Raw genomic sequence first — 23831 nt, 5'->3', positions numbered from 1 at the left:
TGCTATGAAAACAATATTATTTAGCCTTCCCGGAAATGAAATACTTACAGAACTTTTAGCAAAAAAAATGGATGCTGAAATAGGGAAAGCCAACGTGCGTAAATTCCCTGACGGGGAGTCGTACACGCGTATATTATCTGATGTTAAAGAAAAATGTGTGGTACTAGTATGCACCTTGCACGAACCGGACGAGAAACTGTTGCCTCTATATTTTTTAAGCCACACAGCCAAATCATTGGGAGCAATGTGTACCTGTTTGGTAGCACCTTATTTGGCGTATATGCGCCAGGACAAAGTTTTTAATGAAGGTGAAGGCGTTACTTCCGGTTTTTTTGGAAAATTGATTTCAGGCTTTGCCGATAGCATTACCACAGTTGACCCTCACTTACATAGAATTAGTTCTTTGGGAGAAGTATATCAAATACCTAATAAAGTGATTCACGCAGCCGATGCCATTTCAGAATGGATCAAGGAAAACATCAAAAACCCGGTACTTATCGGACCTGATTCGGAAAGCGAACAATGGGTTTCCAAAGTCGCCAAAAATGCTGGAGCACCATTTATAGTATTACAAAAGATGCGCCACGGTGACCGTGATGTAGAGGTCTCTGTTCCAGATGTGGATAAATACAAAGATGCTACACCTATTTTGGTTGATGATATTATTTCCACAGCCCGAACAATGATTGAAACCGTACAACATTTGAAAAAAGCAGGAATGAAACCACCTATCTGCGTAGGCATTCACGCCGTTTTTTCAGGAAATTCCTATAAAGATTTATTGGGTTCCGGGGTGGAAAAAATAGTGACTTGCCATACCATCCCGCATCCTTCAAATGGAATAGATTTAAGTGATATTATGGCAAAAGAGGTGAAAAAATTAATGCACCAGATATGAGAAAACAAGGATTTATAGTATTATTTATCTTATTCAGCATCACAATGAATGGACAAACTGAAATGCTTATTGGACAGATTTCGGGCAGAGTTATCGTTCGGGAAAATTTTGATGAAAAAGGTGGTTTTCTGAACAAACAAACTTTTAAAGCTGAGGAAACAATAAAGAAAAATGGATCCTATGAAATTGAGGTAGTTACTGAGCTGTTTGATAAAGACAAAAAATTGACCGACAAATACACTACAACCTATCGCTGTAAGCCTGATGAAGCAAGTGTAATGGTAATGGCTTTTCCATTCTCGAATCCAAATTCAAAGGAGACCGAAATCAATACCACCTCTGAAAAATTTAAGGAGCTCTACGATTTGGACAATCTTCAAGATATAGAATTGGAAATGACTTTTGATTCAGGGCTGTTGAATTTTTTTGGTTCCAAAAGCATTATAAAGATTTATGACCGAAAGTTAAACGAAAACAAAAACATTATTACTTCAAAGATCAATATTAAGGCCTATGCGTGGGGGATTCGCATTAAGCAACTCAATTATACTGTTAACGAGAAATTAAATGCACAAGGTCTATTGAACTTTCAAAAATTTACCGAAGAAGACAACAGTTATTTTACAATGACTTATAAATAAAACGAAAATGAACAATTACGACACCCTTTCAGAAGCTGTGAATGGCCTCCAGGCCAGAGGTTACAAATACGATTTTAACCTAAAGACCCACTGTCTGGAGTGCCCCTCTTTAAAGCTGGAGATACACCCACAGGATTTTTTGGTCAATGAAGTATATAGATTCGAAGGGATGAGCAGTACAGATGACAGCAGTATATTATTTGCTATCTCTTCCCGTTACGGGGTCAGGGGGATTTTGGTAGATGCATACGGTATCTATTCAGAGAATATTTCGGAAACAATGAGAACCAAACTAAAACAAATTAATCAGTAAATTCAGGGTTATGGAACATCACGACGAACACAAGGAGCAGTCAAAGAATAAAGCGAAGCGGGAAGCCAGAAAAGAAGAAACCAACTTAAAGGATGATCTGACCGAAAAAACGAAACATGGGCATAATGAGGCGATGGACCGGGATGTGATGGATCATGACAAGGGTAAGCATGGCGATCATGAACCCGCTCATGGCCATGCAGGCCATGACCACCACAAAATAATGATTGAAGATTTCAAGAAGCGTTTTTGGATAACTCTTGTTCTAACTATCCCAATCCTCTTCCTGTCGCCAATGATCCAGGATTTTCTTGGGTACGAATTTCTTCTGCCTGGAAATAAGTACATCCTTTTTGCCCTCTCCACTGTTGTTTACTTCTATGGAGGCTGGCCATTTTTAAAAGGCTTTTGGTCCGAAGTGAAAAAAGCTGCGCCCGGAATGATGACCCTTATTTCTATGGCAATTACAGTGGCCTATCTTTACAGTTCTGCTACAGTCTTTGGTCTTGAGGGAGTTGACTTTTTCTGGGAACTCGCTACCCTTATAGCTATCATGCTGGTAGGGCACTGGATTGAAATGAAGTCTGTTTTGGGTGCTTCTAAAGCTTTACAGCTTTTGGTGAGTATGATGCCTGCGGAAGCGCATCGGGTAAACGGAGATCAGGTTGAAGATGTAAAGCTGGATACTTTAAAAAAAGGAGATATAATTCTTGTGAAACCCGGTGAAAAGGTGCCTGCAGATGCTATAATCGTAGAAGGCGAAAGCTACCTGAATGAATCGATGCTCACCGGAGAATCAAAACCGGTAAAGAAAAGTACAGATCAAAAAATAATCGGAGGATCCATTAATGGCAATGGGTCTTTAAAGGCTAAAGTAGAACACACAGGGAAAGATAGTTACCTCAATAAAGTGATCACTATGGTGGAGGAAGCACAAAAGTCCAAATCCAAGATGCAAAATCTTTCTGACAGAGCCGCAAAATGGTTAACCTACATAGCCTTGGGTATCGGTTTTGGCACCCTTGCGGTTTGGTTGATCTTAGGCTTTCCTTTTGTATATGCACTTGAGAGAATGGTCACCGTAATGGTCATTGCCTGCCCTCATGCATTAGGACTGGCAATTCCACTTGTAGTTGCAATTTCTACAGCAGTATCTGCTCAAAATGGGTTGTTAATTCGTAACAGAACGGCTTTTGAAGAATCCCGAAAAATTACCGCCTTACTTTTTGATAAAACCGGAACCCTTACCAAAGGAGACTTCGGCGTCACCCGTATCGAATCTGTGAATGATCAATTCTCCAAAGAAGAGGTTTTACGACTCGCCAGTGCGTTGGAACAGAGTTCTGAACACCCTATTGCTGTTGGGATCATCAAAAAAGTAAAAGATGATAAAGTCGCTATTCCTAAGCCCGAAAATTTTAATGCAATTACAGGTAAAGGGGTGGAAGCGATTGTAGAGGGAAAAGAGGTGAAAGTAGTAAGTCCCGGATACTTGCGAGATGAAAACATTAACATCCCAGAAGATGCCTATAGTGATGCAGCCGAAACCGTGGTTTTTGTACTGATCGACGGGGTATTAGCAGGGTATATAGCACTTGCCGATGAGATTAGACCGGAATCGGCAGATGCCATCAGGATATTTAAAAAGAATAATATTAAAGTGTTCATGGCCACAGGAGATAACGAGAAGACCGCTAAAGCAGTTAGTGATAAACTCGGGCTGGATGGATATTATTCGGAAGTCTTACCCCATCAAAAGGTAGAAATTGTCAAAGAATTGGAAAGTAAGGGAGAATTTGTAGCCATGACCGGTGACGGGGTTAACGATGCCCCGGCTTTGGCTCAGGCAAATGTGGGTATTGCCGTTGGTTCGGGAACAGACGTGGCCGCAGAAACTGCCGATATCATCCTGGTGAACAGCAACCCTCAGGATATTGCCAATCTTATCCTCTTTGGAAAAGCTACTTATGATAAGATGATTCAGAACCTGATTTGGGCAACGGGTTATAATGTAGTTGCCATTCCATTAGCTGCCGGAGTGTTATATTCCACAGGATTTATTTTAGGACCTGCTGTTGGAGCCGTGTTTATGAGCCTGAGTACAGTTATAGTCGCAATTAATGCGCAGTTACTAAAGAAAAAGATTGGAAAATAAAAAAAAGTCCTTAGAGAAGATCATTTTAAATACCAGAGAAACTGCTACGGCTAAAATGTCTGTATCTCAATGATTAAAAATTTTAAAATAACATTAGGAGTCCTATTTTTCCTTTCAAAAACAATATGTTTAATTTTAAATGATTGCGCGATTAAAAAATTGAACCTGATTAAAAGAAAGCTATGACGAGACACAGAATAATGATAGAAAAATGGAAATACGATGAGGCTGGTCAGGATGTAAAAAGAAGTACCTCAAGAGATCCTAACGAAATTTCTGCACCACTTGAGCATTTAGAAGAGCTTAAGAAGAGTGACTACAAGATTTCTGATCATCTGTCGGGAATTTACGGTTGGCAAGTCCTTTTAAATACAGGAGGTAAAGTGGGAAGACTGAAGGATTTTCTGTTCGACAGAAATCACAAAAGAATAAGATATTTAGTTGTGACCCTGGAGAAAGGCAGAAATACAAAAGAGAATAAAAACATTTTGATTCCTGTAGGAAAAGCAGAAATAAATCAACAGCCAGAAAAGATAATAATACAAAAAGAAATTACTTCAGAAGAACTATTGAACTTACCAGAATTCACAAACGTTAAAAGCCTGGCAATTGAAGATGAAAAAGAAACAGTAAGAGCCTTTGCTGGTTCTTCTACAAAAGAAATTCCGTACACCGAAGAGAATTTTTATGACCGTGAAGAGTTTAGGGAGGAAAACTTCTTTGGTGATTTACATGACAAGGGTTAGGATCGGTTTTCAATTTCTTTCCTCTATCTATGCTCTTAAAGTTTACAACAATTCATTCCATCACATCGAATCCTGCCTAAAGACGACAGAAGAAGACATTCAAAACTTGATGCCTGGCCTCATTCACTCATCATTTTACTAAGGATAAAAATTTTTACAGAACTCATACAGGTTTATGATAAAAGTTGTTGATGATTAATTAACAGTGATCAGAAAAAAAGAAGAAAGACGAATTTTACTTCTGATTTTTGCAGCAATTGTAATTGTGGAAATGGCGTGGTACATAGGTGGAGAAATACTCTGCCAGTCAATCACAACAGAGAATCAATCTGAAGAAATTTTAAGGGTAAACCCAGTACAAAGCCTTTTTTGTAGGTTAGCAGGTATTAAGGATACTTCTATTGAACAGACACAATAAAATTCGGGTGTTGTCAGCCAGACAGCAGAGGGAGAAATGCCTATAGATTCCTATACATCGCTTCATCCAGATGCCTATTTTTCTATAGAGGAAAAAAGCCGAGATCATAAGTTATACAACCGGGCTGAAAAAAATTTGAACTGTCTCTTTTGGAATTGATAAAAGCTGAAGATCTGAAATCTTCGGCTTTTATTTTTCGTTGTAGAACCCATTCCAAAAGATTACAAAAATATTTCTTAGCTTCAATGACCGGATGAATCTTCGTCCTCATCTGTCCCCTTTCCCTTTAAGAACAATTTTTCTCCCACAAACGTGATCAGGATGAGTGCTAAAGAGACAAGGATCACGGTGAGATTGGTTTGAATTTTCACCCACACAAAACCGATGAGGACCACCGCATCTAGTACAATAGCAGTTATTACCACAAATCGATTCGCCTGCACTTCCTCTCGCATGCGATTTAAAACCCCCACGTGGATAATCATATCCATGATCAGGTAAAAAATGGCACCCATTGCCGCAATTCCCGAGAGGTCAAAGAGCACGGTCAGTGCAATTGAAATTACAATAACATAAATCAACATATGCTGTTGGATATTACCTTTCATTCCAAAATGAGAATGTGGTACCAGTTTCATGTTAGTCAGCATAGCGGTCATACGAGATACAGCAAAAACACTAAATATCACCCCTGTTATTGTTGCAACCAGTGCTATTCCTACTGTAAAATTAAGTCCCCAATTCCCAAACAAAGGCCTTGCTGCTTCGGCCAGGGAGTAGTCTTTCGCTATTATGATTTCTGATATCTCCAGATTGGCACCCACGGCTAATGCGGTAAGAAAATATACTACCCCACATATTATCAGCGAGTAAATAATTGCCTTCCCGATATTTTTCTTCGGATTCACAATTTCACCTCCACTGTTGGTGATGGTGGTAAAACCTTTGTACGCAAGAATCGAAAGCGCTAAAGAAGCAATGTAATCAGTCAAGGAATTAGTGGGTGCAGAAGAGGGCAAGGCTGAACCTACGGCAAAATCTGCTGCCCAAAGTGCTCCAATTGCAAAAATCAGGATTCCTCCAATCTTTATTGCAGCAGTAGTCATTGCGGTTTTTCCGATGACTTTGTTACCTAAAATATTAATAATAAATGCAACCACTAAAAGAGCCACAGCTAATACCGGCACCCAAAAACTGTCTTCGCCACCATCGAATAGCTGCATTGCATAAGATCCAAAGGTTCTCGCCACAAGACTTTCATTAAGGATCATTGAAAAAGCCATCAAAAGTGCTGCGGAAGCTGTGATAGTGCCTTTTCCGTAAGCTTTTTGAAGAAACATAGCAATACCCCCTGCAGACGGATATGCCTTCGCCATCTTCACATAGGAATAGGCGCTAAAACCAGAAATTATACCGCCCACTACAAAGGAAAGAGCAAAATATTCTCCCGAAAGTTCAGCCACCTGCCCCAGTAAAGCAAAAATACCGGCACCTATCATTACACCTGTTCCCATGGCTACGGCATTACCAAGACTTAAGCTGTTTTTCTTATAATCATTCATTCTAAACAGATTTTGGATAAATAGTGGAGAAATTCGCAACAGGAAAAAGAAAACCCATGGAATTAATCTCCCTCATTCGAAATTACAATTAGTGAACAATTATTTTCTTAAGTTTATTGTAAAAGCACCTCCTTTCATTGCTGGCGTTCAATATCTAAAAGGCATCATAATCTTCTGTGAAAACTTGTTAAGGCTTTTGTTCAGCTTCTGCTTCGTCCTTACCTTTAAATAGCGAACCAATCATTAAAGACAATGAAGAAATTTTCCCCATTTTTTTTCATTCTTCTTTTCCTGGTTTTTTTTCATTCTTCTTTTCCTGGTCTTTTCCTGTAAAAAAGCCGAAGAAGAAAGAGGAGACGAAGAGGAAGTTATTTCTGAGATTTCCCAGCCTGGACAACGAGAAGTAAATGCAACAGATATTGCCGTACCCGAGGGATATAAGATCGAAGCGCTCGTAGAAGGTCTCACCTATCCTGTGGACATCACTTTTGATGAGAATGGAAATTACTATATCGCCGAGGCCGGCGGCCACACCTATGGCACCAAACCACCAAGAGCTCCCGAAGCGCGAATTTTAAAGGTCGCCCCCAATAAAAAACCCGAAGTGTTTTTTGACCAGGTGGTACCCATGACAGAGATTAAGGAAGAAGATTCTTCCGAAGACATGGAAGAAGGGTTGATCCCTCCTGTCACCGGAGTTACCTTCTACAAAGGAAACCTGTACGTTTCCCACCGCAGTAGATATTCAGTTTATAATCTTGAAACAGGAGAATTTGAAACGATAATTAACGGTCTGCCTTCCTGGGGAGAATTCCTCAACGCCAAGCCCATATTTAAAGACGATAAAATGTACTGGTTCCTTTCCACCCAGGGAAATAGCGGAGTTATTGAAGCCCATTGGGTGCGGGTGATCGACCAGTTTAATAAGCCCGAAGCAAGGGAAATCCCCGGAGAGGATGTTACCCTTACCGGACAAAATTTCTGGGTTCCTACCTCTAAAGTTAAACTCACTGAGGCCGATTCGATCAGGACCGGCGCCTATTCCGCTCTGGGGGATACGACCACAGCCGGACAAGTGGTACCGGGAGAAAAAATAGCTAATGGAGCTTTCTTTGTAAGCAACCTGGATGGATCTGACATAAAGAGAATTGCCTGGGGCTTGCGCAGTAGTTTTGGTTACCGTTTTAGCCCCGACGGCAGACTTATTACAACGATGAACAGTGCAAACCCAATGCCGCCAAGAGGGCTAATGTTTGACTGGGAACCTATTTATGAGGTAGTACAGGATGAGTGGTATGGCTGGCCCGACTTCTATAGCGGGCTTCCTATTACCAATGAGCGCTTCGGCGTGAAAAAGGAGGAAAGAAAATTTGTACTTACACCCGAAACCCATAAAAAGTTGTTAAAGGGGAAAGACAGACCAAGACAGCCCCTCGCCAAGTTATCCTCACATTCGGCGACACAGGGAATGGTCTTTGGCCGTGGAAATATGAATATTCCTGAAACAAATATACTTGTAGCCGAATTTGGTACCATAGTACCGGTTTTTAAAGGTGAGAAATTCCACCCCAACCGGCCTCCAGGAGTACCACCTGAATCTGAGGCGCCAGAAGATGTCAAATACAACTGGCCGGGTTTCAAGGTACAGCAAGTCAATCTTTCTACAGGGAAAGCTACAGACTTTATCTACAACAAATCAGGGCTGCCGGCCTCGGCTGATCAAGGAGGTGGCCTGGAAAGGCCCATTCAGCTGGAATGGGACAAAGAAGGCAATCTTTATATAGTCGACTTCGGCGTTGTTGAGTTTGACGATACGGGTATGAACGCACATCCTTTTACCGGCGTAATTTGGAAAGTAAGCAAGAAATAATATGGAACTAACCGCTACGATCTTATTATTCATAGGTGTAGTATTCGGCTTTATGGCCTTTACCCACCTCAGCATGAACATGAAAGTACCCAGGATGACCTGGATGATCCATTTGATCATGGTTATTCTGGGAGTAGTCGCCCTCATCATTTACGCATTGGCCACAGAAAAAGTAGAAAAACATTATAACATACTCGTCATCTTTGGAATAGCAATGATTCCGGGCCTTTTGATCCTGTTCGGTAAAAGAGATATGGCCACCAAAAAAGCCCTCGCCATGATGTACGGGCTAATTGGTCTGTTCGGATTTTTCTGGCTGCTAACCTACGTATTACCTTAAAACAAAACTATGAAGTGGACCTATCCTGTAGTAGCTTTTATTGTCGTTTTCGTTCTCGGCTTTGGATTGACCAACCTGATAAAGGAAGAGCTGGAGGTCTCTCCCTGGTCTGAATCTGGCGCTGAAGAAGGAAGGTTAATGGCTCATACCAAAAATGTGACCCGATTGGTCAATGCCGGTGCCGCAGATCTTCATGCTTACCTCAAGACTGCGATTCCCTATGAAGAGGCCAAGACGGCAGAGATGTCCCCTTCTGAAAAGAACTGGCAGACCTTTTTTTCTCAATCCCTGCAAGTGGACCCTGAAGCAAAAAATGTGATCATTGTACCCGGAGGGGGAAAAGAAGCCCTGGAATGGGCGCTTCCGGCACTCTACTACGCCTACTTCAATGGCTCCCCGGTTCTATTCTATGAAAATGGACAACTCTCCGGAAGTAAAGAGCACCTGGAAAACAAAAAAGCCTTCGTTATAGGTTCTACAGATATAATTCCTGAACTCGATGATTTTGCGGAAGCAGAGAGGGTCACAGCCAGCTCGCCTCAACAACTGGCGCTAAAACTTGCCGAATATCGTGATGAAGAAGCTGAATTTGGATGGGGTCGGGAAGTGGATCGTGACAACGGATATTTTCATTACGTGCTCACTACACCCGATGATGCCTTACTGGGACTGGCAGCTCTTAGTTACGCACGGAGTAATAACGCCACTTTATTATATGCCGAGGAAGATGGCGGTATTTCAGGAGAGTTGGATCGTTATGCTTTTGCCCAAAGATCTGACTGGTTTGTCACTCCGTCTGAAGGACCCTTTCGTCATTTTTGGATCGTAAGTAACCGGATTAGCTATGCAGCCCAGGGGCGTATGGATTTTGCCGTGGAGAAAGCAGAATATGCGAGTATGGGCCCTGTAGCTTTAGGTGATATGGAAGCCTTATTGGTGATATTGGTGATATGGGGAATTGCCTCGGCCCTTTTCGTGTGGATTCATTCAATGTATACCCTCCCCATGGTCAAAATGCCGATAAAAATATCCTGGGCCCTTGCTTCTTTACTACTCCCAATTCTTGGTCCCGTACTATATATAAACTCCTACAGGAGACCCGCCAAAGAAGTCGAAAAAGGAGACTGGAGATGGATCAGGTCTCACAACCAGCAAAGTGCCACAGCAACCGCTATGGGATTTGGTTATGGAGCCAATTTAATGATCGTGGTAGGTTTTATCCTGGTATGGTTCGGCTTTCCACTTTTCTTTGGAGAGGGCATGGAAGGTCCGTTCTTTTGGCTGGGGGCGGGAATGCCAATCATGATGATCGCCATGTACGTTTTTGCCGTACTTATTGCCTGGGCACTTGTTCAATATCCGATGAAGAAAAGCATGATGCCGGGTATGTCAAATAAACAGGTCTCAAAAATGGCCTTTATCACTACTGCCCTCAGCATGCTGGCAGTGAGTTTAGGAATGATGACCACTTCCTGGTTCATGCTCATGAACAAAATCCCCATGATGCCTAAGGAAGATGATGTCCTTTGGTTCGCCAGTATGTGGCTCGCATCTTTTGTTGGATTCCTTATTGCCTGGCCCATCAATTGGCTGCTGATTAAAAAACAATTAAAACCGGGAAATGTATGATAAAATATATTTGTAGCATCTTAATAGGAAGCCTGTTGATCTCCTGCGGAAATACCGAAGGGGGACCTGGCGGTGGCAGCCATCCTTTACAACAGGAAGCTACGGCCACTGCGTATACAGTTCGACTGCCGGGAAGTAATCCGGAAGAACAGGCAATTCTCTTGACTCAAACGGTGTATCCCGCCACCAGGGAAGATAATGCAGTTGGAGCCATTATTTTAGTTCCCCAGGACGAACAGATAGCTTTTACTGCTATGCACCGTATCACTCATATGCCTGTCAATGCCCCTATGCTATACCTTTCACAGGACAATACAGTCTCAGAGCAAACGCTGCGGGAAATGAAGCGGCTTAAACCCGATGGTGTCCTACAGGATGAACGAACAGATGTCTATGCTGTCAATGTTCCGGCGAAGGAGGTAGAAAAAGTAAGGGAAATCCTGGGCTATAGGGTGCGTACCTTTTATGAAGAAGACCCTATACAACTTGCCTCTGTGCTTGACAGGTGGCAGGCAGCATTGAAAGCCGATCATCCCGATGAGGTGATCATTTCGGCCATAGACCATCCTAAAGGAATTGAGCACGGAATTGGTGCAATGGGCTGGAATGCCCATATGGGAAAAGGTTTTGCCTGGGTGTATAAAGATTCCATTCCCCAGGCTACCAAAGATATTCTGGAGAGAAGGTATGGGGATTTTGGCGCTTTCATGTATTTGACCGGAGGTTCTGATGTCATCTCAGACAAGGTCGCCAAACAATTGGGCCGCTACGGACTGGTTCGAAGAATTGCGGGCAAGAATGTCTTCGCCTCCAATTCAGTGAACGCCGGGTACAAAGACTTTGGCCGCAACTGGGGCTGGTGGTGGGACTGGTCTCCCAGATCCCTTGGTTGGGGAATTGCGCAGGCGGGCCACAACTACATTATCGGAAATCCGGATGATATGCTGTACATGATCCCCGCAGCTGTCCTGGGACACATGGGAAAACACGGTCCTATCCTACTGGTAAAACCCGATAGCGTGCCAAAGCCTACAGCAGATTATTTAAAAATGGTAAAACCTTTTAAGACCGGGCCTCAGGAAACAATTCTAAACTTTGCATGGATCATTGGTGACACTACCTCTGTTAGTACAGCTACCCAGCAATCGGTAGATAGGTTGCTATCTCCCTTTGATATTCCCGTGGACACTACAGCATATTTACCCAAAGCCCCTATACTGCAGGAAAAAAAAGATTAATATGGAACACGAAAAAAATCAACATAAGCCGCATAAAAAACCGGGTCCCGATCTCGTACTGGAAACCACAGACAGGGATCCTCACGGCAAGCTTTTTTATCACCCCTCCATTTTCACTTTTGCCGTAATAGGCGCTATTGTGGGAGGGCTTATTGTTGCTTTTCTTGCCTGGATGGTTGCCGATGGCAGCTGGGCAGTAGTGGGCCTCGGGCAGATGTCTTCAGGCAATCGCGGGCCGGGAGCTTTCTTCGGATTCGTCGTGGGAAGTGGGATAGGTGGTTTGTTAGGAAGTGTAATGGGAATTCGAAAAATGTTGCGCCTGTCGCCTCCGCTTCATAAGGAGAATCAGCAACACAAAAAAGAAAAAAATTAGATTATCCTAAATAGCAAAAAGTGAAATTTCTTAATGCATTCTTTGTAATCATCTTCACTATTTCTGCCGTTATACAATATAATGATCCCGATCCTCTCTTGTGGATGGTTATCTATGGGTATGGAGCCCTTGTTTGTCTGCTCGCAATATTTAGAAAGGACAACAGAATGCTGCACTACGCAGGAATTCTTATTTTCCTTGCATATGCCCTCTATCTTTTCTTTATACCTGATGGAGTTCTCTCCTGGATAACCAGGCATGGTGCTGAAAATATTACCGGATCAATGTCAGATGAAAAACCGTGGGTCGAGTACACCCGGGAATTTTTCGGATTACTCATCCTGAGTTTCGCCCTTTTTTTAAACCTGATCTTCCGTAAAAATAAAATTGAATAGAAGTTAAAAGCCATGTAATGAAACACTGTCTACTCTTCAGCATATTTTTTTCTCTTATTTCTATGACCGCAGGCGCACAGGAAAGAGGGCGCTTAACGGGAAAAGTTCTTTCAGAATCTGGAGAACCGCTTGAAAATGTAGAGGTCAACCTGCTGAATTCCTCCTTCCAAACCAAAACTTCCGGAGACGGAACCTTTTCATTTTCGGCAGTGCCTTATGGTTCTTACATCCTTAGTGTAAGCAAACGCGGATATTCAGAAACTACCCGCACAGTAAAAATTGATTCCGAAGAAATTGAGCTGGAAATCATTCTCTCTTCCGAAGGGGAGCGTTTAAAGGATGTAGTTGTAACTGCTCAGAAAAGGGAAGAGCGCATCCAGGAGATCCCATTGAGTATTATAAGCCTGTCCTATGAAAATGTAAAGCAGAGCCAGATCCAGAATGCAAATGATCTCACCGCTGTTTCGCCGAATCTGTACGCCAGTGATCCCGGAGATAGAAGAACCGTGACCTCAATCAGGGGAATTGTTACTACCTCCTATGATCCTGCCGTTGCAACTTATATAGACGGAGTAAATCAGTACAACCTTGACACCTATATCACCCAGCTCTTTGATATTGAAAGAATAGAAGTGTTGCGGGGACCGCAGGGAACTCTTTACGGAAGAAATGCTATGGGCGGGGTAATCAATATTATTACCCGGGAGCCGCAAAAAGAAACGACAATTTTTGGAGAGGCCAGTTTGGGAAATTATAACCAACAGCGATATATGGCAGGAATAAGAACGTCCTTAACTGATAAGTTATTTTTTGGTGCAGCCGGATTGTATGAGGAAAGGGAAGGATTTTACACTAATGAGTTCACCGGTTCCAGTTATGATGATCAGCAAAATTTTTCCGGAAATTATTATTTAAAATACCTTTTTAGCCCTACCTGGAATGCTACCTTAAACCTTAAACATTTTTCAGCCGAAAATGAAGGAGCTTTCCCTTTGAACATGGGGATCGAGGCCGCGCGGGAAAATCCTTATACCCTCAACCAGAACCAGCTTTCAACAATGAAAGACAACACCTTTAATACTTCTTTGGTCATCGACAATAAAGGGGAAAACCTCAACTTTAGCTCACAGACTGCCTACCAGCAGAATTACAGATATTACCAAAATCCTATTGATGCAGACTTCTCTCCTTTGGACGCGATGTCGATCATCAATGACTACGGAAAGGACTGGAATACGGTGAAAGTAGCGACCCAGGAGTTCAGGCTCTCCTCTGCCAGCGGACCCGGCAGGGACCTGGAATGGACTGCTGGAACTTATATGTTCTACCAGGAAAGTCCGGTGAAACAGGCCACCCATTTTGGGGAGGATGCTGCGGTAATGGGATCTGAAGAAACAAATTATTCCCTCATCAATATAAGTGAGGCAACAGGAAAAGGAATTGCCTTTTTTGGACAACTGAATTATCAGGTTGTAGAAAAACTGGGTCTGATCGCCGGTTTAAGGTATGACCACGAATTTAAGAAGCAGTCTGTGCTTGGGGAATACCAGTTGGATTCTGATACCGAACCGCTTTTCGAATATCAGCCGGATACTACTGCCACTGCCAGCTTCAATGCCTTCTCGCCAAAAGCCGGGCTCACGTATGATCTTTCAGAAGAAAACCTCATCTTCCTTACCTACAGTCGCGGTTTTAGGGCGGGAGGACTCACTCCTTTAAGCGCAGATCCTACACAACCACCGCTGTACGAATACCAACCGGAGTTCAGCGATAATTATGAAATAGGTACTAAAAATTCCTTTTTGGAGACTAAGCTGCTGGTGAATGCCACTGTTTTTTATACCGAAGTGACCGACGTACAGGTGCCGACCCTGGTCATGCCCGATGGAGTTATCGTTACCCGAAACACAGGAAAGCTAACCAGTAAAGGTCTGGAAGTAGAACTAAAAGCTTTATTGACCACCGGCCTGGAATTCAGTTATGATCTTGGTTTTACAGACGCTGGTTATGAATCACTCCTCATTGCACAAGATGGCGAGGAAGTCAATCTTGAAGATAACAAGCAGATCTATACTCCGGAAGTAACTTCAATGCTCGCTCTACAATACCGGTCAAACCTCGGCCTGAATGAGAATTGGGAATTCACGGCCCGTGCAGAATGGAAGTACCTGGGGGAACAGTATTTCGATCTTGCAAATAATCTAAAGCAGGAGCCGTACAGCCTGTACAATGGCAATATTGGTGTCTCTTACCGGGATATTAAGCTCATGCTATGGGGCCGAAATATTTTTGACACAGAATACATTAGCTACGGCTATAACTTTGGAGCAGTTCACCTCGGAAATCCCGCTACTACGGGAGTGACTTTATCATTCAAGATTTGATTGAAAAATCCAGGATCTTCGTCAACCTGTCCCGAAGCTTCGGGAGTTTCAGGTTCTATTAAGACTAATGCCAATTTCAAAAAGATTCTGAAATAAATTCAGAATGACGTTTACTCCGAATTATTTGCCCGCAACCATTTTAAAAACTTTCCCGGTGTTCCCTGTAGGTCCTTCTTCATCGGTTGTAAGCACGAACATTTCTTCTTCGTTGTTCTGGCCAAAAGACAACAGATAGTGACCAATAGAATTGGAATTAGTCTGAATTATTTTGAGCTCTTTAAAATCCCACATTCCGGTTTCTTTCGGAGTTGCCACAAACACTGCCCCCGCAGGTTTTCCATGGTGCTGTGTCCAGGTTCCAAAAATGTATTTCCCCGACAGATTTCCAATCATTTCAGCTCTGTAGACATAACCCCCTATTACCACCAGGCCTTTTCCTCCATGGTCAAGTCCGCCTTGTTTAAATTCGATGACGGGATCTATCAGAGGGTTGCCCATCTTATCTTTTTCGGGACATTCCTTTTTCTCTTTATCATTGTTGTAGGAATTGAAACAATGAGTTCCTTCTTTCACATTCCACCCGTAATTGCCGCCTTTAGTAATTACATCAATTTCTTCCCACAAAACCTGCCCGGCATCTCCGGCTATGAGATCATTAGTTCCCTCCAGATCAAAGGAAAATCTGTATGGGTTCCGAAGCCCATAGGCATAGATCTCATCCATTCCGTCTTTATCTACGAAGGGATTATCTTCAGGAATTCCATAGGGAGAATCTCCGTTGACATCTACTCTTAGAATACTCCCAAGCAAATTTTGTTCTACATCCTGCCCGTTTCCGCCCGCATTCTTGTCATACCAATCGGGTACATGGCCCCTATCAATATCGTTTGCACCTCCACCGTCGCCAAGGGCAATGTAGAGGTAATTGTCCGGACCGAATGCCAAAGTTCCCGCATTGTGATTATCCTGCGGCTGATCGACCTTCAGAATGATCTTTTCTGAAGCCTTATCAGCTATATCGGGATTATTCGGAGAGACTCTGAATTCTGAAATGTGGCTGGTGTGATCCCAGTTTTTTGGACCATCCTCACTAAGGGGTGCACTGTAGTACACGAAAAATCTGCCGTTCGTGCTGTAGTCGGGATGAAAAGCCAGACCAAGAAGTCCCCTCTCCTCATGAGCGTCCTTAAGAGAAACTATTTTATCCTTAAGGTCCAGGAAAGGCTCTTGCAGAAGACCCTTTTGAGGAGTATGTAGTCGGATTACCCCTACCTGATCAACAATGAAATACCTTCCCGACTCATCAGGCGATTCTACCAAAGCCACAGGTGAAACCAGGTTATCAGCTACTACTTCCAATCCTATCGATTCCTGTGAGGAACCCGTTAGCACCCAACCAAGACTAAATAATACGAAGAGCAATTTTAATTTCATAACTATAGTTTTTAGATTTTTTCCTAAGGATCTATAAGTTAAGTAATTTAGCCAGGCTAACGGGTTAAATACCTGTTAATCAGTCATAATACGACAGGTTATATTTGGATTTTTTCTTATGCTCCGGATACTTTATACCCGGCTGAATTTTAACAGTACTTTCATACAGAAAACGGTAGAAGCTGACTAACTTGTAAGTAATCGCTTTTCCTGTAATCCTGAAGAAATTGTAATGAAAAATCTTCTCTTCACCCTTTTTTTCACTGCCACCCTTTCTCTTCCTTTACTTGCTCAACGTCCTCAATCTGTTGAAGGTAATGTCGATAACTGGCCGGTACACGAATATGAACTGACCATAGATGAAGAAATGGTCAATCTCACCGGGGATCCGGTAAAGGCCATGACCATCAATGGCGGTATTCCGGGTCCCATCTTGGAGTTCACAGAAGGAGAGTATGCGAAGATCCATGTTACCAACAAGATGGACGTAGAGACTTCAGTACATTGGCACGGACTTTTGCTTCCCAATTTCTATGACGGCGTGCCTTACCTCACCACACCTCCCATAAGACCGGGAGAGACCTTCACTTACGAATTCGCCCTGAAACAGTCAGGTACTTACTGGTATCACTCCCACACCGGGCTTCAGGAGCAACGTGGGGTATATGGGTCTATCCAGATCAATCCGCGGGTGCAAACTATGGAATACGATAAAGATCTTGTGCTGGTACTTTCAGACTGGATGGATGAAAAGCCTCATGAACAGCTTCGGAATCTCAAAAGAGGGAATGAATGGTACCTGATCAAGAAAGGGCAGGTGCAAAGTCTGAACAAAGTGCTGGCGAAAAATGCCCTGGGAGCCAAGCTGAAAATGAGCTGGCAACGTATGCCCGATATGGCCATTTCTGATAATTACCACGATCTTTTCCTGGTCAACGGCCTTCCTGAAAAACAGTACCCGGATTTCGAAAATATTCTGGTAAAGACCAACTATTGGTAAAAGTACTGAAAATCAATAGATTACAAATTTTTAATAAATTTTGATATCATATAATATGGCTTAAAATCAACGGATTCTGTACTTATTCTGTACTAGTTTTTGGAGGTAATTTATTATATTACAAGGTGTTAAATTTTAAATGAATGGCAAATTTGAAGATTGTTTTGAGAAAAAACATGAAAAAGAAGGATGGAAGAATACCTCTAGCCTTGAGAATTAGCGAAAATTATAAAACGAATTATGTCTGGCTGGGACATTCTGTTTTTGAAAAGGATTGGGATGAGACTGCTGGTAAGGTAAGAAAGACTCATCCAAACTTTAAAAAGTTAAATCATTTTTTGATGAAAAAAATGATTGAGGTCAATGATATTTATTTCAATTCAGAGACTAAAATTACTCCGAATCAAATAAAGCAAAAATTAAAAGGTCCAGATGGTTTAAAATCATTCTTTGCTATTGCTACTGAACATATACAGAGTAAATATGATACAAGGGTGTTTTCAGTTGCAAAAGCACAATTATCAATACTTTATAATATTGAAGAATTTATAAATCTAAAGAGTTCCAGAAACAAATCAAAAGCCATTCGAGAGATTAAACAACGTCGTTTAAAGCGAATTAGTGATGCACGAAAGTCTAAATATCATTGGATGGATGGAGTTGCCTATTTTAAAAAAAATGATAACCTGAAATTCCGGGATATAGATGAGTCATTTATAAGAAAATATAAAACATTCTGTACTTCTTATCTGAATCAAAAACCAAGAACGATAACCAACCAGCTTATTTTCATAAGAACTCTCTATAATATTGCTATTAAAGAAGGAATAATTGCGCAGAAGTATTACCCTTTTGCTGGTGAAAAGGAAAAAATTAGAATATCCTCAGGTAATAAAATAGGATTGAATGTAGAAGAAATTGAGAAGATTGAATCACTCGAGCTAGAGGAATATTCAACTATATGGCATACTCATAACATATGGTTGTTTTCATTTTATTTTGCTGGGATGCGAATTTCAGATGTAATTAAATTAAAATGGTCTGATTTCAGGGACGACCGGTTATATTATGTCATGGAAAAAAATGGAAAACCATTAAGTTTAAAAATACCGGATAAGGCTAAGGCTATTATTGAATATTATAGGCCTGATAAGAAAATCAATAATGGATATTTATTTCCTTTCTTACGGGAAGTAGATAAAACCCAAGCCGAACAAATTTATACCCGGACAAAAAGCACTACTAAACTTCTCAATAAATATTTAAAAAGGATAGCTAAACTCTGTGGTATTGATAAAACATTATCGAATCATATAGCCCGACATAGTTTCGGAAATATTGCAGGTGATAGAATTCACCCTTTAATGCTACAGAAATTATATAGGCATAGTGACTTAAAAACAACGCTAAATTATCAGGCCAATTTTATTCATCGCGAGGCTGATGAAGCCTTGGATAGTGTAATTAATTTTTGAGATTGCATAGAAATTAAAAAGCAGTTCATTGCCTTTTGCACACCCTATGCATCACTATTTTGTTATCTTTGCAACGTGAAATTATTAGCATTCATATTCGGTCTATATGTTTTAACACTCAATGCGTTTCCCTGTACTGATGTTAATGCGGATGTGGTTTCCGATAATTCTCAAACTGAGGTCATAGTCGCGTCAAATTTGAATCACGAACATAGCGCTTTAGACCTTTGCCCTCCTTTTTGTACCTGCCATTGTTGCCACGTACATACGGTGGATTTTGGCTCTGTTATCTTTAAGCCAATTAACCAGCAAATTTCTTCAAAAGTATTCCTTCATTTTGACAGTATAGGTGAAGAACCTATTCTCTCCCTTTTAGATCCTCCAAGGGTTTAATTCAGTTTTTATAGGATAGCTATATCCTATTTTCTTTAGGTCAATACTGTTTTGACCCCATTTTCATTATCAAAAACTGAATTAAATTTTTCTTTTCTATGATTAATAAAATCATCGCTTTTTCCATACGGAATAAGCTTATCGTTGGACTATTGGTACTTGCACTCGTGGGGGTAGGCCTGTATTCGATGTCCACCATCAATCTGGGCGCTCAGCCCGATATTACCAATAACCAGGTACAGGTAATTACCCAGTCCCCCAATCTGGCCACCGAGGATATTGAGCAATTTGTAACCTATCCCGTAGAACTAGCAATGGCCAACCTGCCGGGAGTTACAGAGATCCGCTCCGTTTCCCGGTTCGGGCTTTCTGTGGTGACCATTGTCTTTAAGGACGATATGGGTACCTATTTGCCCCGCCAACTCATTTCTGAAAAACTGAATGAGGTTAAATCTGAAATCCCCGAACAGTTCGGTAGTCCCGGGATGGGCCCGATTACCACAGGCCTGGGGGAAATCTATCAATATTCCCTGGTGCCACAGGAAGGCTATGAAAATGAATATTCCCCTACCGAACTGCGTACCATACAGGACTGGATCGTAAAGCGGCAACTGGCGCTTACCCCAGGAGTAGTGGAAGTAAACGCCTTCGGTGGGAAGATCAAGCAGTACGAAATAGCAATCGATCCTGCAAAACTCAATGCTATGGATGTTACAATGACGGAGGTTTTTGACGCCCTTCAGGAAAATAATGTAAATACGGGTGGTGCTTATATTGAAAAGAACAAAATGGCCAATTTTATCCGTGGGGAAGGCCTGGCACGTTCGCTGGATGACATCCGACAAATTGTTATCAAAAACGAAAACGGACTGCCAATTTTAGTAAAGGACGTGGCCGAACAAGTACATTTTGGCAATCAGGTACGTTACGGAGCTTTTACCCAGGATGGTGAGGAAGCCGTGGGGGGAACAATTATGATGCTACGGGGAGATAATCCTAATTCCGTTGTCAATACTGTTAAAAAACGTATTAAAGAGGTACAGAAATCCCTGCCGGAAGGATTGAAGATCGTGCCCTTTTTAGATCGCAGCGAACTCATAGGAAGGACTACGGCAACTATTGAAAAAAACCTTATTGAAGGGGCACTAATCGTAATTTTTGTACTGGTATTCCTCCTGGGAAGCTTCCGTGGCGGACTGGTTACCGCATCTTTGATACCACTCTCTTTATTGTTTGCCTTTATTTTGATGAAAGCCTTTGGAGTCTGGGCCAACTTGATGTCCCTGGGGGCCATTGACTTTGGGATCATCGTGGATGGGGCCGTGATCATTGTGGAAGGAACGGTGCACGAAATAGAAAAACGCATCAAGGCCGGAAAACAGAAATTCGATCAGCCACAAATGGACGAAGTGGTGTATGATGCAAGTAGTACGGTAATGAATTCTGCTTTCTTCGGCCAGATTATTATACTAATCGTATTTACACCGATTTTGTTTTTAACAGGGATCGAAGGAAAAATGTTTCGTCCAATGGCCTTTACCTTTGGTTTTGCTGTATTGGGAGCGATCATTTTGTGCCTTACTTATGTGCCAATGATCACTTCACTTACGATGAAACCGGCAACCAAAAAGAAAAACTGGTTTCATAAAGCGGAAGATAAAATTTCCAGCTTCAGTAACGGGATGATGAACCGCATCAATAACGGTTACCGACCGGTTATCCTGAAATCACTGAACCACCGTGTCATCGTTTTGGTCATAGCTGTCCTGCTGTTGGTAGGTGCAGGTTATTCCTTTAGCAGAATGGGAGGTGAATTTATCCCCAGCATCGATGAGGGAGACATCGCCATGCAGGCTTTATTGAGGCCAGGTAGCTCGCTGAGTGAATCCATTGAAACTTCCAAAAGAATTGAAAATATCGTTTTGGATAATTTCCCCGAAGTGGAAACAATGGTGGCCCGAATAGGGGTAGCAGATATACCTACCGACCCGATGCCGATGGATATTGCCGATACGTATATCATTTTGGATAAAAATAAAGACAATTGGGTCTCTGCAGAAACCAAAGAAGAACTGATTGCAGAAATAAAAGAAAAATTATCAGTGGTGCCCGGGGTGAATTTTGTGTTTAGCCAACCTGTAGAACTACGGTTCAACGAACTCCTTACCGGTGTTCGTGAGGACGTAGCCATCAAATTATATGGTGAGGATCTGGATGTACTTACCGAAAAAGCCTCCAAAATGGCAAATATCATTAAAACCGTTCCGGGAGCTGGTGACGTGAACCTGGAGGCCACTTCAGGATTGCCCCAGATGACGGTTCGCTTTAACAGGCGGAAAGTGGCCCAGTACGGCCTAAATATTCAGAAATTAAATCAATATGTGAGTACCGCTTTTGCCGGGGGTACCGCGGGGGTCGTTTTTGAAGGTGAAAAGCGCTTTGATATGGTGGTACGCTTGGATCAGAAACACCGCCAGAGCATCGATAATTTAAAAAACCTGTTGATCGACCTACCGGGCGGAAACCAGATTCCCATTAAAGAGGTGGCCGACATCAGTTATCAACCAGGCCCGATGCAGATTTCCCGGGACAATACATCGCGTAGAATTTACGTGGGAGTTAATGTCCGCGGACGGGATGTGGAATCGATGGTAAATGATATTCAAGCCAAACTGGATGCTCAGTTGGATTTGCCGCCCGGCTACCATATTGAATACGGCGGGGCTTTTGAAAACCTGCAACGTGCAAAAGACCGGTTGACCATAGTAGTACCGATTGCTTTAGCGCTTATTTTCCTATTGCTGTATTTCGCCCTGGGCTCATTCTCTCAATCCATTATGATTTATATGGCAGTACCCCTTGCAGCGATCGGTGGCATTTTTGCCTTGGCCATTCGGGGGATGCCCTTTAGTATCTCCGCAGGCGTTGGTTTTATAGTGCTCTTTGGGGTTGCGGTTTTAAATGGTCTGGTGCTCATCAGCAGGTTGAATTCATTGAAAGAAGAAGGAGTTATGGATATACAAGAACGTATTTTAATAGGAACACAGGAACGGATTCGTCCTATTTTACTGACGGCACTAGCCGCCATAATGGGGTTTTTCCCAATGGCGCTTTCTCACGGGGCGGGAGCTTCGGTACAGCGACCGCTGGCAACGGTAGTGATTGGAGGCTTAATAACGGCGACCTTGCTCACGCTTATCATAGTTCCCATTTTATACAGTTTTGTTGAAAAAACGGGAAAAGACAACAATGGAAAAACGGATAAAGTTGCCATAAACCCTGCACTCATTGCCGTCTTACTGGGTCTTGGATCAATGGCTATCCCTACAAGTGCTAGTGCACAAACGCGGGATGGTCTACAACAAAATGAGGTCCTGCAGGATACCCTTCAGGTTGAACATGGCTTTACCCCGATTTCCTTAAAGGAGGCGGTGGAAAAAGCCAAAGCGAACTATCCGAGGTTAAAGTCGGCCCAATTGGAAATAGAAAACCAGGAAGCCCTGAAAAAAACCGCTTGGGATTTAGGGACTACCCAAATTTTTACGGGGGGCGAAGAACTGCCGGACAATGGAACAAGTGATGAAGGTGTTTATCAAACTATCGGAGTCCAGCAACAAAATATCGATGTGTTTGGTATTGGCGCTAAAAACAAGCTTCAAAAGGAGAAAATAGCTTTGAGTGAAACGGCACTCGACCTTACTTCCCTTCAGGTGAAACGTGAGGTGAGCAAAGCTTGGGGCGATGTATATACATCCAAACGGAAATACCTTTTGTATGTCGAGCTCGATTCTATCTTTAGCGATTTTGAACGCGCGGCTCGTATCCGTTATGAAACTGAGGCTTCTTCAAAACTGGAATATCTGGCGGCCACGAATCAGGCTCGCCAGGTAACGCTCCAGAGGAATCAGGTGTACCGGGATTACTTGGGCAACCTGCAAAAACTGAACCTCTGGTTAGTGAGCGATTCACTTTATACGGTGACGGATGAAAGCGTCGATGCAATTGACGATCCCATCCTCCAACGCAAGGATTCAATAAGCGACCACCCGATGCTCAATTATTATGAAAGGCAGATCGAGGTGGCCGATGCCGAGCATAATTTGCGTACCAAGGCATTTTTCCCAAAATTCAATGCACAGTATGGACGGCAGAAAATAGCTGGGCAGAACGGTTTCTTCAATTTTCAGGTTGGAATATCTATTCCGCTATTTTTTAGTCCTGAACTGGGGCAGGCGCAATCGGCCAAAATACAGACTGAGATTGCCGAGCAGAATTTCAGAGAAAAACAGCTCCAGGTAAATTCCGAATATCAGGATCTGCAACAGGCCTATTTAAAATGGCTGGAATCCTGGCAGTACTATTTACAGGAAGCCCTTCCATTGGCGAAAGAGCAGCGGGACGGGGCGGTATTTGCGTATAAGGAAGGAGGGATCGATTATACAACTTTCCTTCAAACGGTACGGGATGCCATCGGTATCCAAAGCAAGTCCTGGGATGCGCTCAACAATTATTTGCAATCAAAATACGAACTGGAATTTTTCCTCAATTCCGCTAAACAATAAAAAGA

General features: G+C 42.4%; 18 protein-coding genes and 1 pseudogene. 17 read left to right on the top strand and 2 right to left on the bottom strand.

What is annotated here, in order from left to right; all coding sequences use genetic code 11:
* The first annotated feature begins 4 nt into the window (after nt 1-4).
* The 6 genes from C7S20_RS15640 (at nt 5) to C7S20_RS19585 (ending at nt 5171) form a co-directional block, all read left to right on the top strand.
* Nucleotides 5-898 carry a ribose-phosphate pyrophosphokinase gene (locus C7S20_RS15640; protein WP_107013353.1) on the top strand — a complete coding sequence of 298 codons (894 nt, stop codon included), beginning with the start codon at nt 5-7 and terminating at the stop codon, nt 896-898.
* Nucleotides 895-1539 carry a hypothetical protein gene (locus C7S20_RS15635; protein WP_107013352.1) on the top strand — a complete coding sequence of 215 codons (645 nt, stop codon included), beginning with the start codon at nt 895-897 and terminating at the stop codon, nt 1537-1539. The genes C7S20_RS15640 and C7S20_RS15635 overlap by 4 nt, the downstream gene beginning before the upstream one ends.
* 7 nt (nt 1540-1546) lie before the next feature.
* Nucleotides 1547-1852, top strand: a complete 306-nt coding sequence (locus tag C7S20_RS15630; protein ID WP_107013351.1) for a phosphoribosylpyrophosphate synthetase — start codon at nt 1547-1549, stop codon at nt 1850-1852.
* Nucleotides 1853-1862: 10 nt separating this feature from the next.
* The gene (locus C7S20_RS15625; RefSeq protein ID WP_107013350.1) at nt 1863-4007 is read left to right on the top strand and encodes a copper-translocating P-type ATPase; all 2145 of its coding nucleotides are present in this window, start codon (nt 1863-1865) and stop codon (nt 4005-4007) included.
* A 182-nt stretch (nt 4008-4189) separates the two neighbouring features.
* The gene (locus C7S20_RS15620) at nt 4190-4753 is read left to right on the top strand and encodes a PRC-barrel domain-containing protein (RefSeq protein WP_107013349.1); all 564 of its coding nucleotides are present in this window, start codon (nt 4190-4192) and stop codon (nt 4751-4753) included.
* A 205-nt stretch (nt 4754-4958) separates the two neighbouring features.
* Nucleotides 4959-5171 carry a hypothetical protein gene (locus C7S20_RS19585; RefSeq protein WP_159039954.1) on the top strand — a complete coding sequence of 71 codons (213 nt, stop codon included), beginning with the start codon at nt 4959-4961 and terminating at the stop codon, nt 5169-5171.
* A 242-nt stretch (nt 5172-5413) separates the two neighbouring features.
* On the opposite strand, the gene C7S20_RS15615 is transcribed toward C7S20_RS19585, so the two are convergent.
* Nucleotides 5414-6733 (bottom strand): APC family permease, encoded by a 1320-nt coding sequence (locus C7S20_RS15615; RefSeq protein ID WP_107013348.1) that lies wholly within the window; start codon nt 6731-6733, stop codon nt 5414-5416.
* A gap of 475 nt (nt 6734-7208) precedes the next feature.
* On the opposite strand from C7S20_RS15615, the gene C7S20_RS15610 reads away from it, so the two are divergent.
* The 7 genes from C7S20_RS15610 to C7S20_RS15580 are packed head-to-tail and all read left to right on the top strand — an operon-like array spanning nt 7209 to nt 14962.
* Nucleotides 7209-8603 (top strand): PQQ-dependent sugar dehydrogenase family protein, encoded by a 1395-nt coding sequence (locus tag C7S20_RS15610; protein ID WP_107013347.1) that lies wholly within the window; start codon nt 7209-7211, stop codon nt 8601-8603.
* Between the two features lies 1 nt (nt 8604).
* Entirely contained in the window at nt 8605-8943 is a 339-nt protein-coding gene (locus C7S20_RS15605) for a hypothetical protein (RefSeq protein WP_107013346.1), read from the top strand.
* 9 nt (nt 8944-8952) lie between these two features.
* The gene (locus C7S20_RS15600) at nt 8953-10572 is read left to right on the top strand and encodes a DUF4396 domain-containing protein (protein WP_107013345.1); all 1620 of its coding nucleotides are present in this window, start codon (nt 8953-8955) and stop codon (nt 10570-10572) included.
* Nucleotides 10569-11810: a hypothetical protein gene (locus tag C7S20_RS15595; RefSeq protein ID WP_159039953.1), complete on the top strand. Its 1242-nt coding sequence runs from the start codon at nt 10569-10571 to the stop codon at nt 11808-11810. The genes C7S20_RS15600 and C7S20_RS15595 overlap by 4 nt, the downstream gene beginning before the upstream one ends.
* Before the next feature lies 1 nt (nt 11811).
* Nucleotides 11812-12183: a hypothetical protein gene (locus tag C7S20_RS15590; protein WP_107013343.1), complete on the top strand. Its 372-nt coding sequence runs from the start codon at nt 11812-11814 to the stop codon at nt 12181-12183.
* A 20-nt stretch (nt 12184-12203) separates the two neighbouring features.
* The gene (locus tag C7S20_RS15585) at nt 12204-12578 is read left to right on the top strand and encodes a transmembrane 220 family protein (protein WP_107013342.1); all 375 of its coding nucleotides are present in this window, start codon (nt 12204-12206) and stop codon (nt 12576-12578) included.
* Between the two features lie 17 nt (nt 12579-12595).
* Nucleotides 12596-14962 (top strand): TonB-dependent receptor, encoded by a 2367-nt coding sequence (locus C7S20_RS15580; RefSeq protein WP_107013341.1) that lies wholly within the window; start codon nt 12596-12598, stop codon nt 14960-14962.
* Between the two features lie 120 nt (nt 14963-15082).
* Here the strand turns inward: C7S20_RS15580 and C7S20_RS15575 are convergent, their stop codons facing one another.
* On the bottom strand, nt 15083-16396 hold the full coding sequence (locus tag C7S20_RS15575) for a PQQ-dependent sugar dehydrogenase (protein ID WP_107013340.1): 1314 nt from the start codon (nt 16394-16396) through the stop codon (nt 15083-15085).
* Between the two features lie 232 nt (nt 16397-16628).
* On the opposite strand from C7S20_RS15575, the pseudogene C7S20_RS15570 reads away from it, so the two are divergent.
* The 4 genes and pseudogenes from C7S20_RS15570 to C7S20_RS15555 form a co-directional block, all read left to right on the top strand.
* Nucleotides 16629-17366 (top strand): annotated as a pseudogene (locus tag C7S20_RS15570) (multicopper oxidase domain-containing protein); the annotation flags it as partial.
* Between the two features lie 173 nt (nt 17367-17539).
* Complete coding sequence (locus C7S20_RS15565; protein WP_107013338.1) at nt 17540-18871, top strand: site-specific integrase; 1332 nt, start codon at nt 17540-17542, stop codon at nt 18869-18871.
* 75 nt (nt 18872-18946) lie between these two features.
* Complete coding sequence (locus C7S20_RS19965) at nt 18947-19264, top strand: DUF6660 family protein (protein WP_423738321.1); 318 nt, start codon at nt 18947-18949, stop codon at nt 19262-19264.
* Between the two features lie 98 nt (nt 19265-19362).
* Nucleotides 19363-23826, top strand: coding sequence for a CusA/CzcA family heavy metal efflux RND transporter (locus C7S20_RS15555; RefSeq protein ID WP_107013336.1), 4464 nt, complete (start codon nt 19363-19365; stop codon nt 23824-23826).
* Nucleotides 23827-23831 lie beyond the last annotated feature (5 nt).

The sequence above is a fragment of the Christiangramia fulva genome (genome assembly GCF_003024155.1).
GTDB lineage: Bacteria > Bacteroidota > Bacteroidia > Flavobacteriales > Flavobacteriaceae > Christiangramia > Christiangramia fulva.
This window is presented reverse-complemented; position numbering and strand designations above follow the sequence as displayed.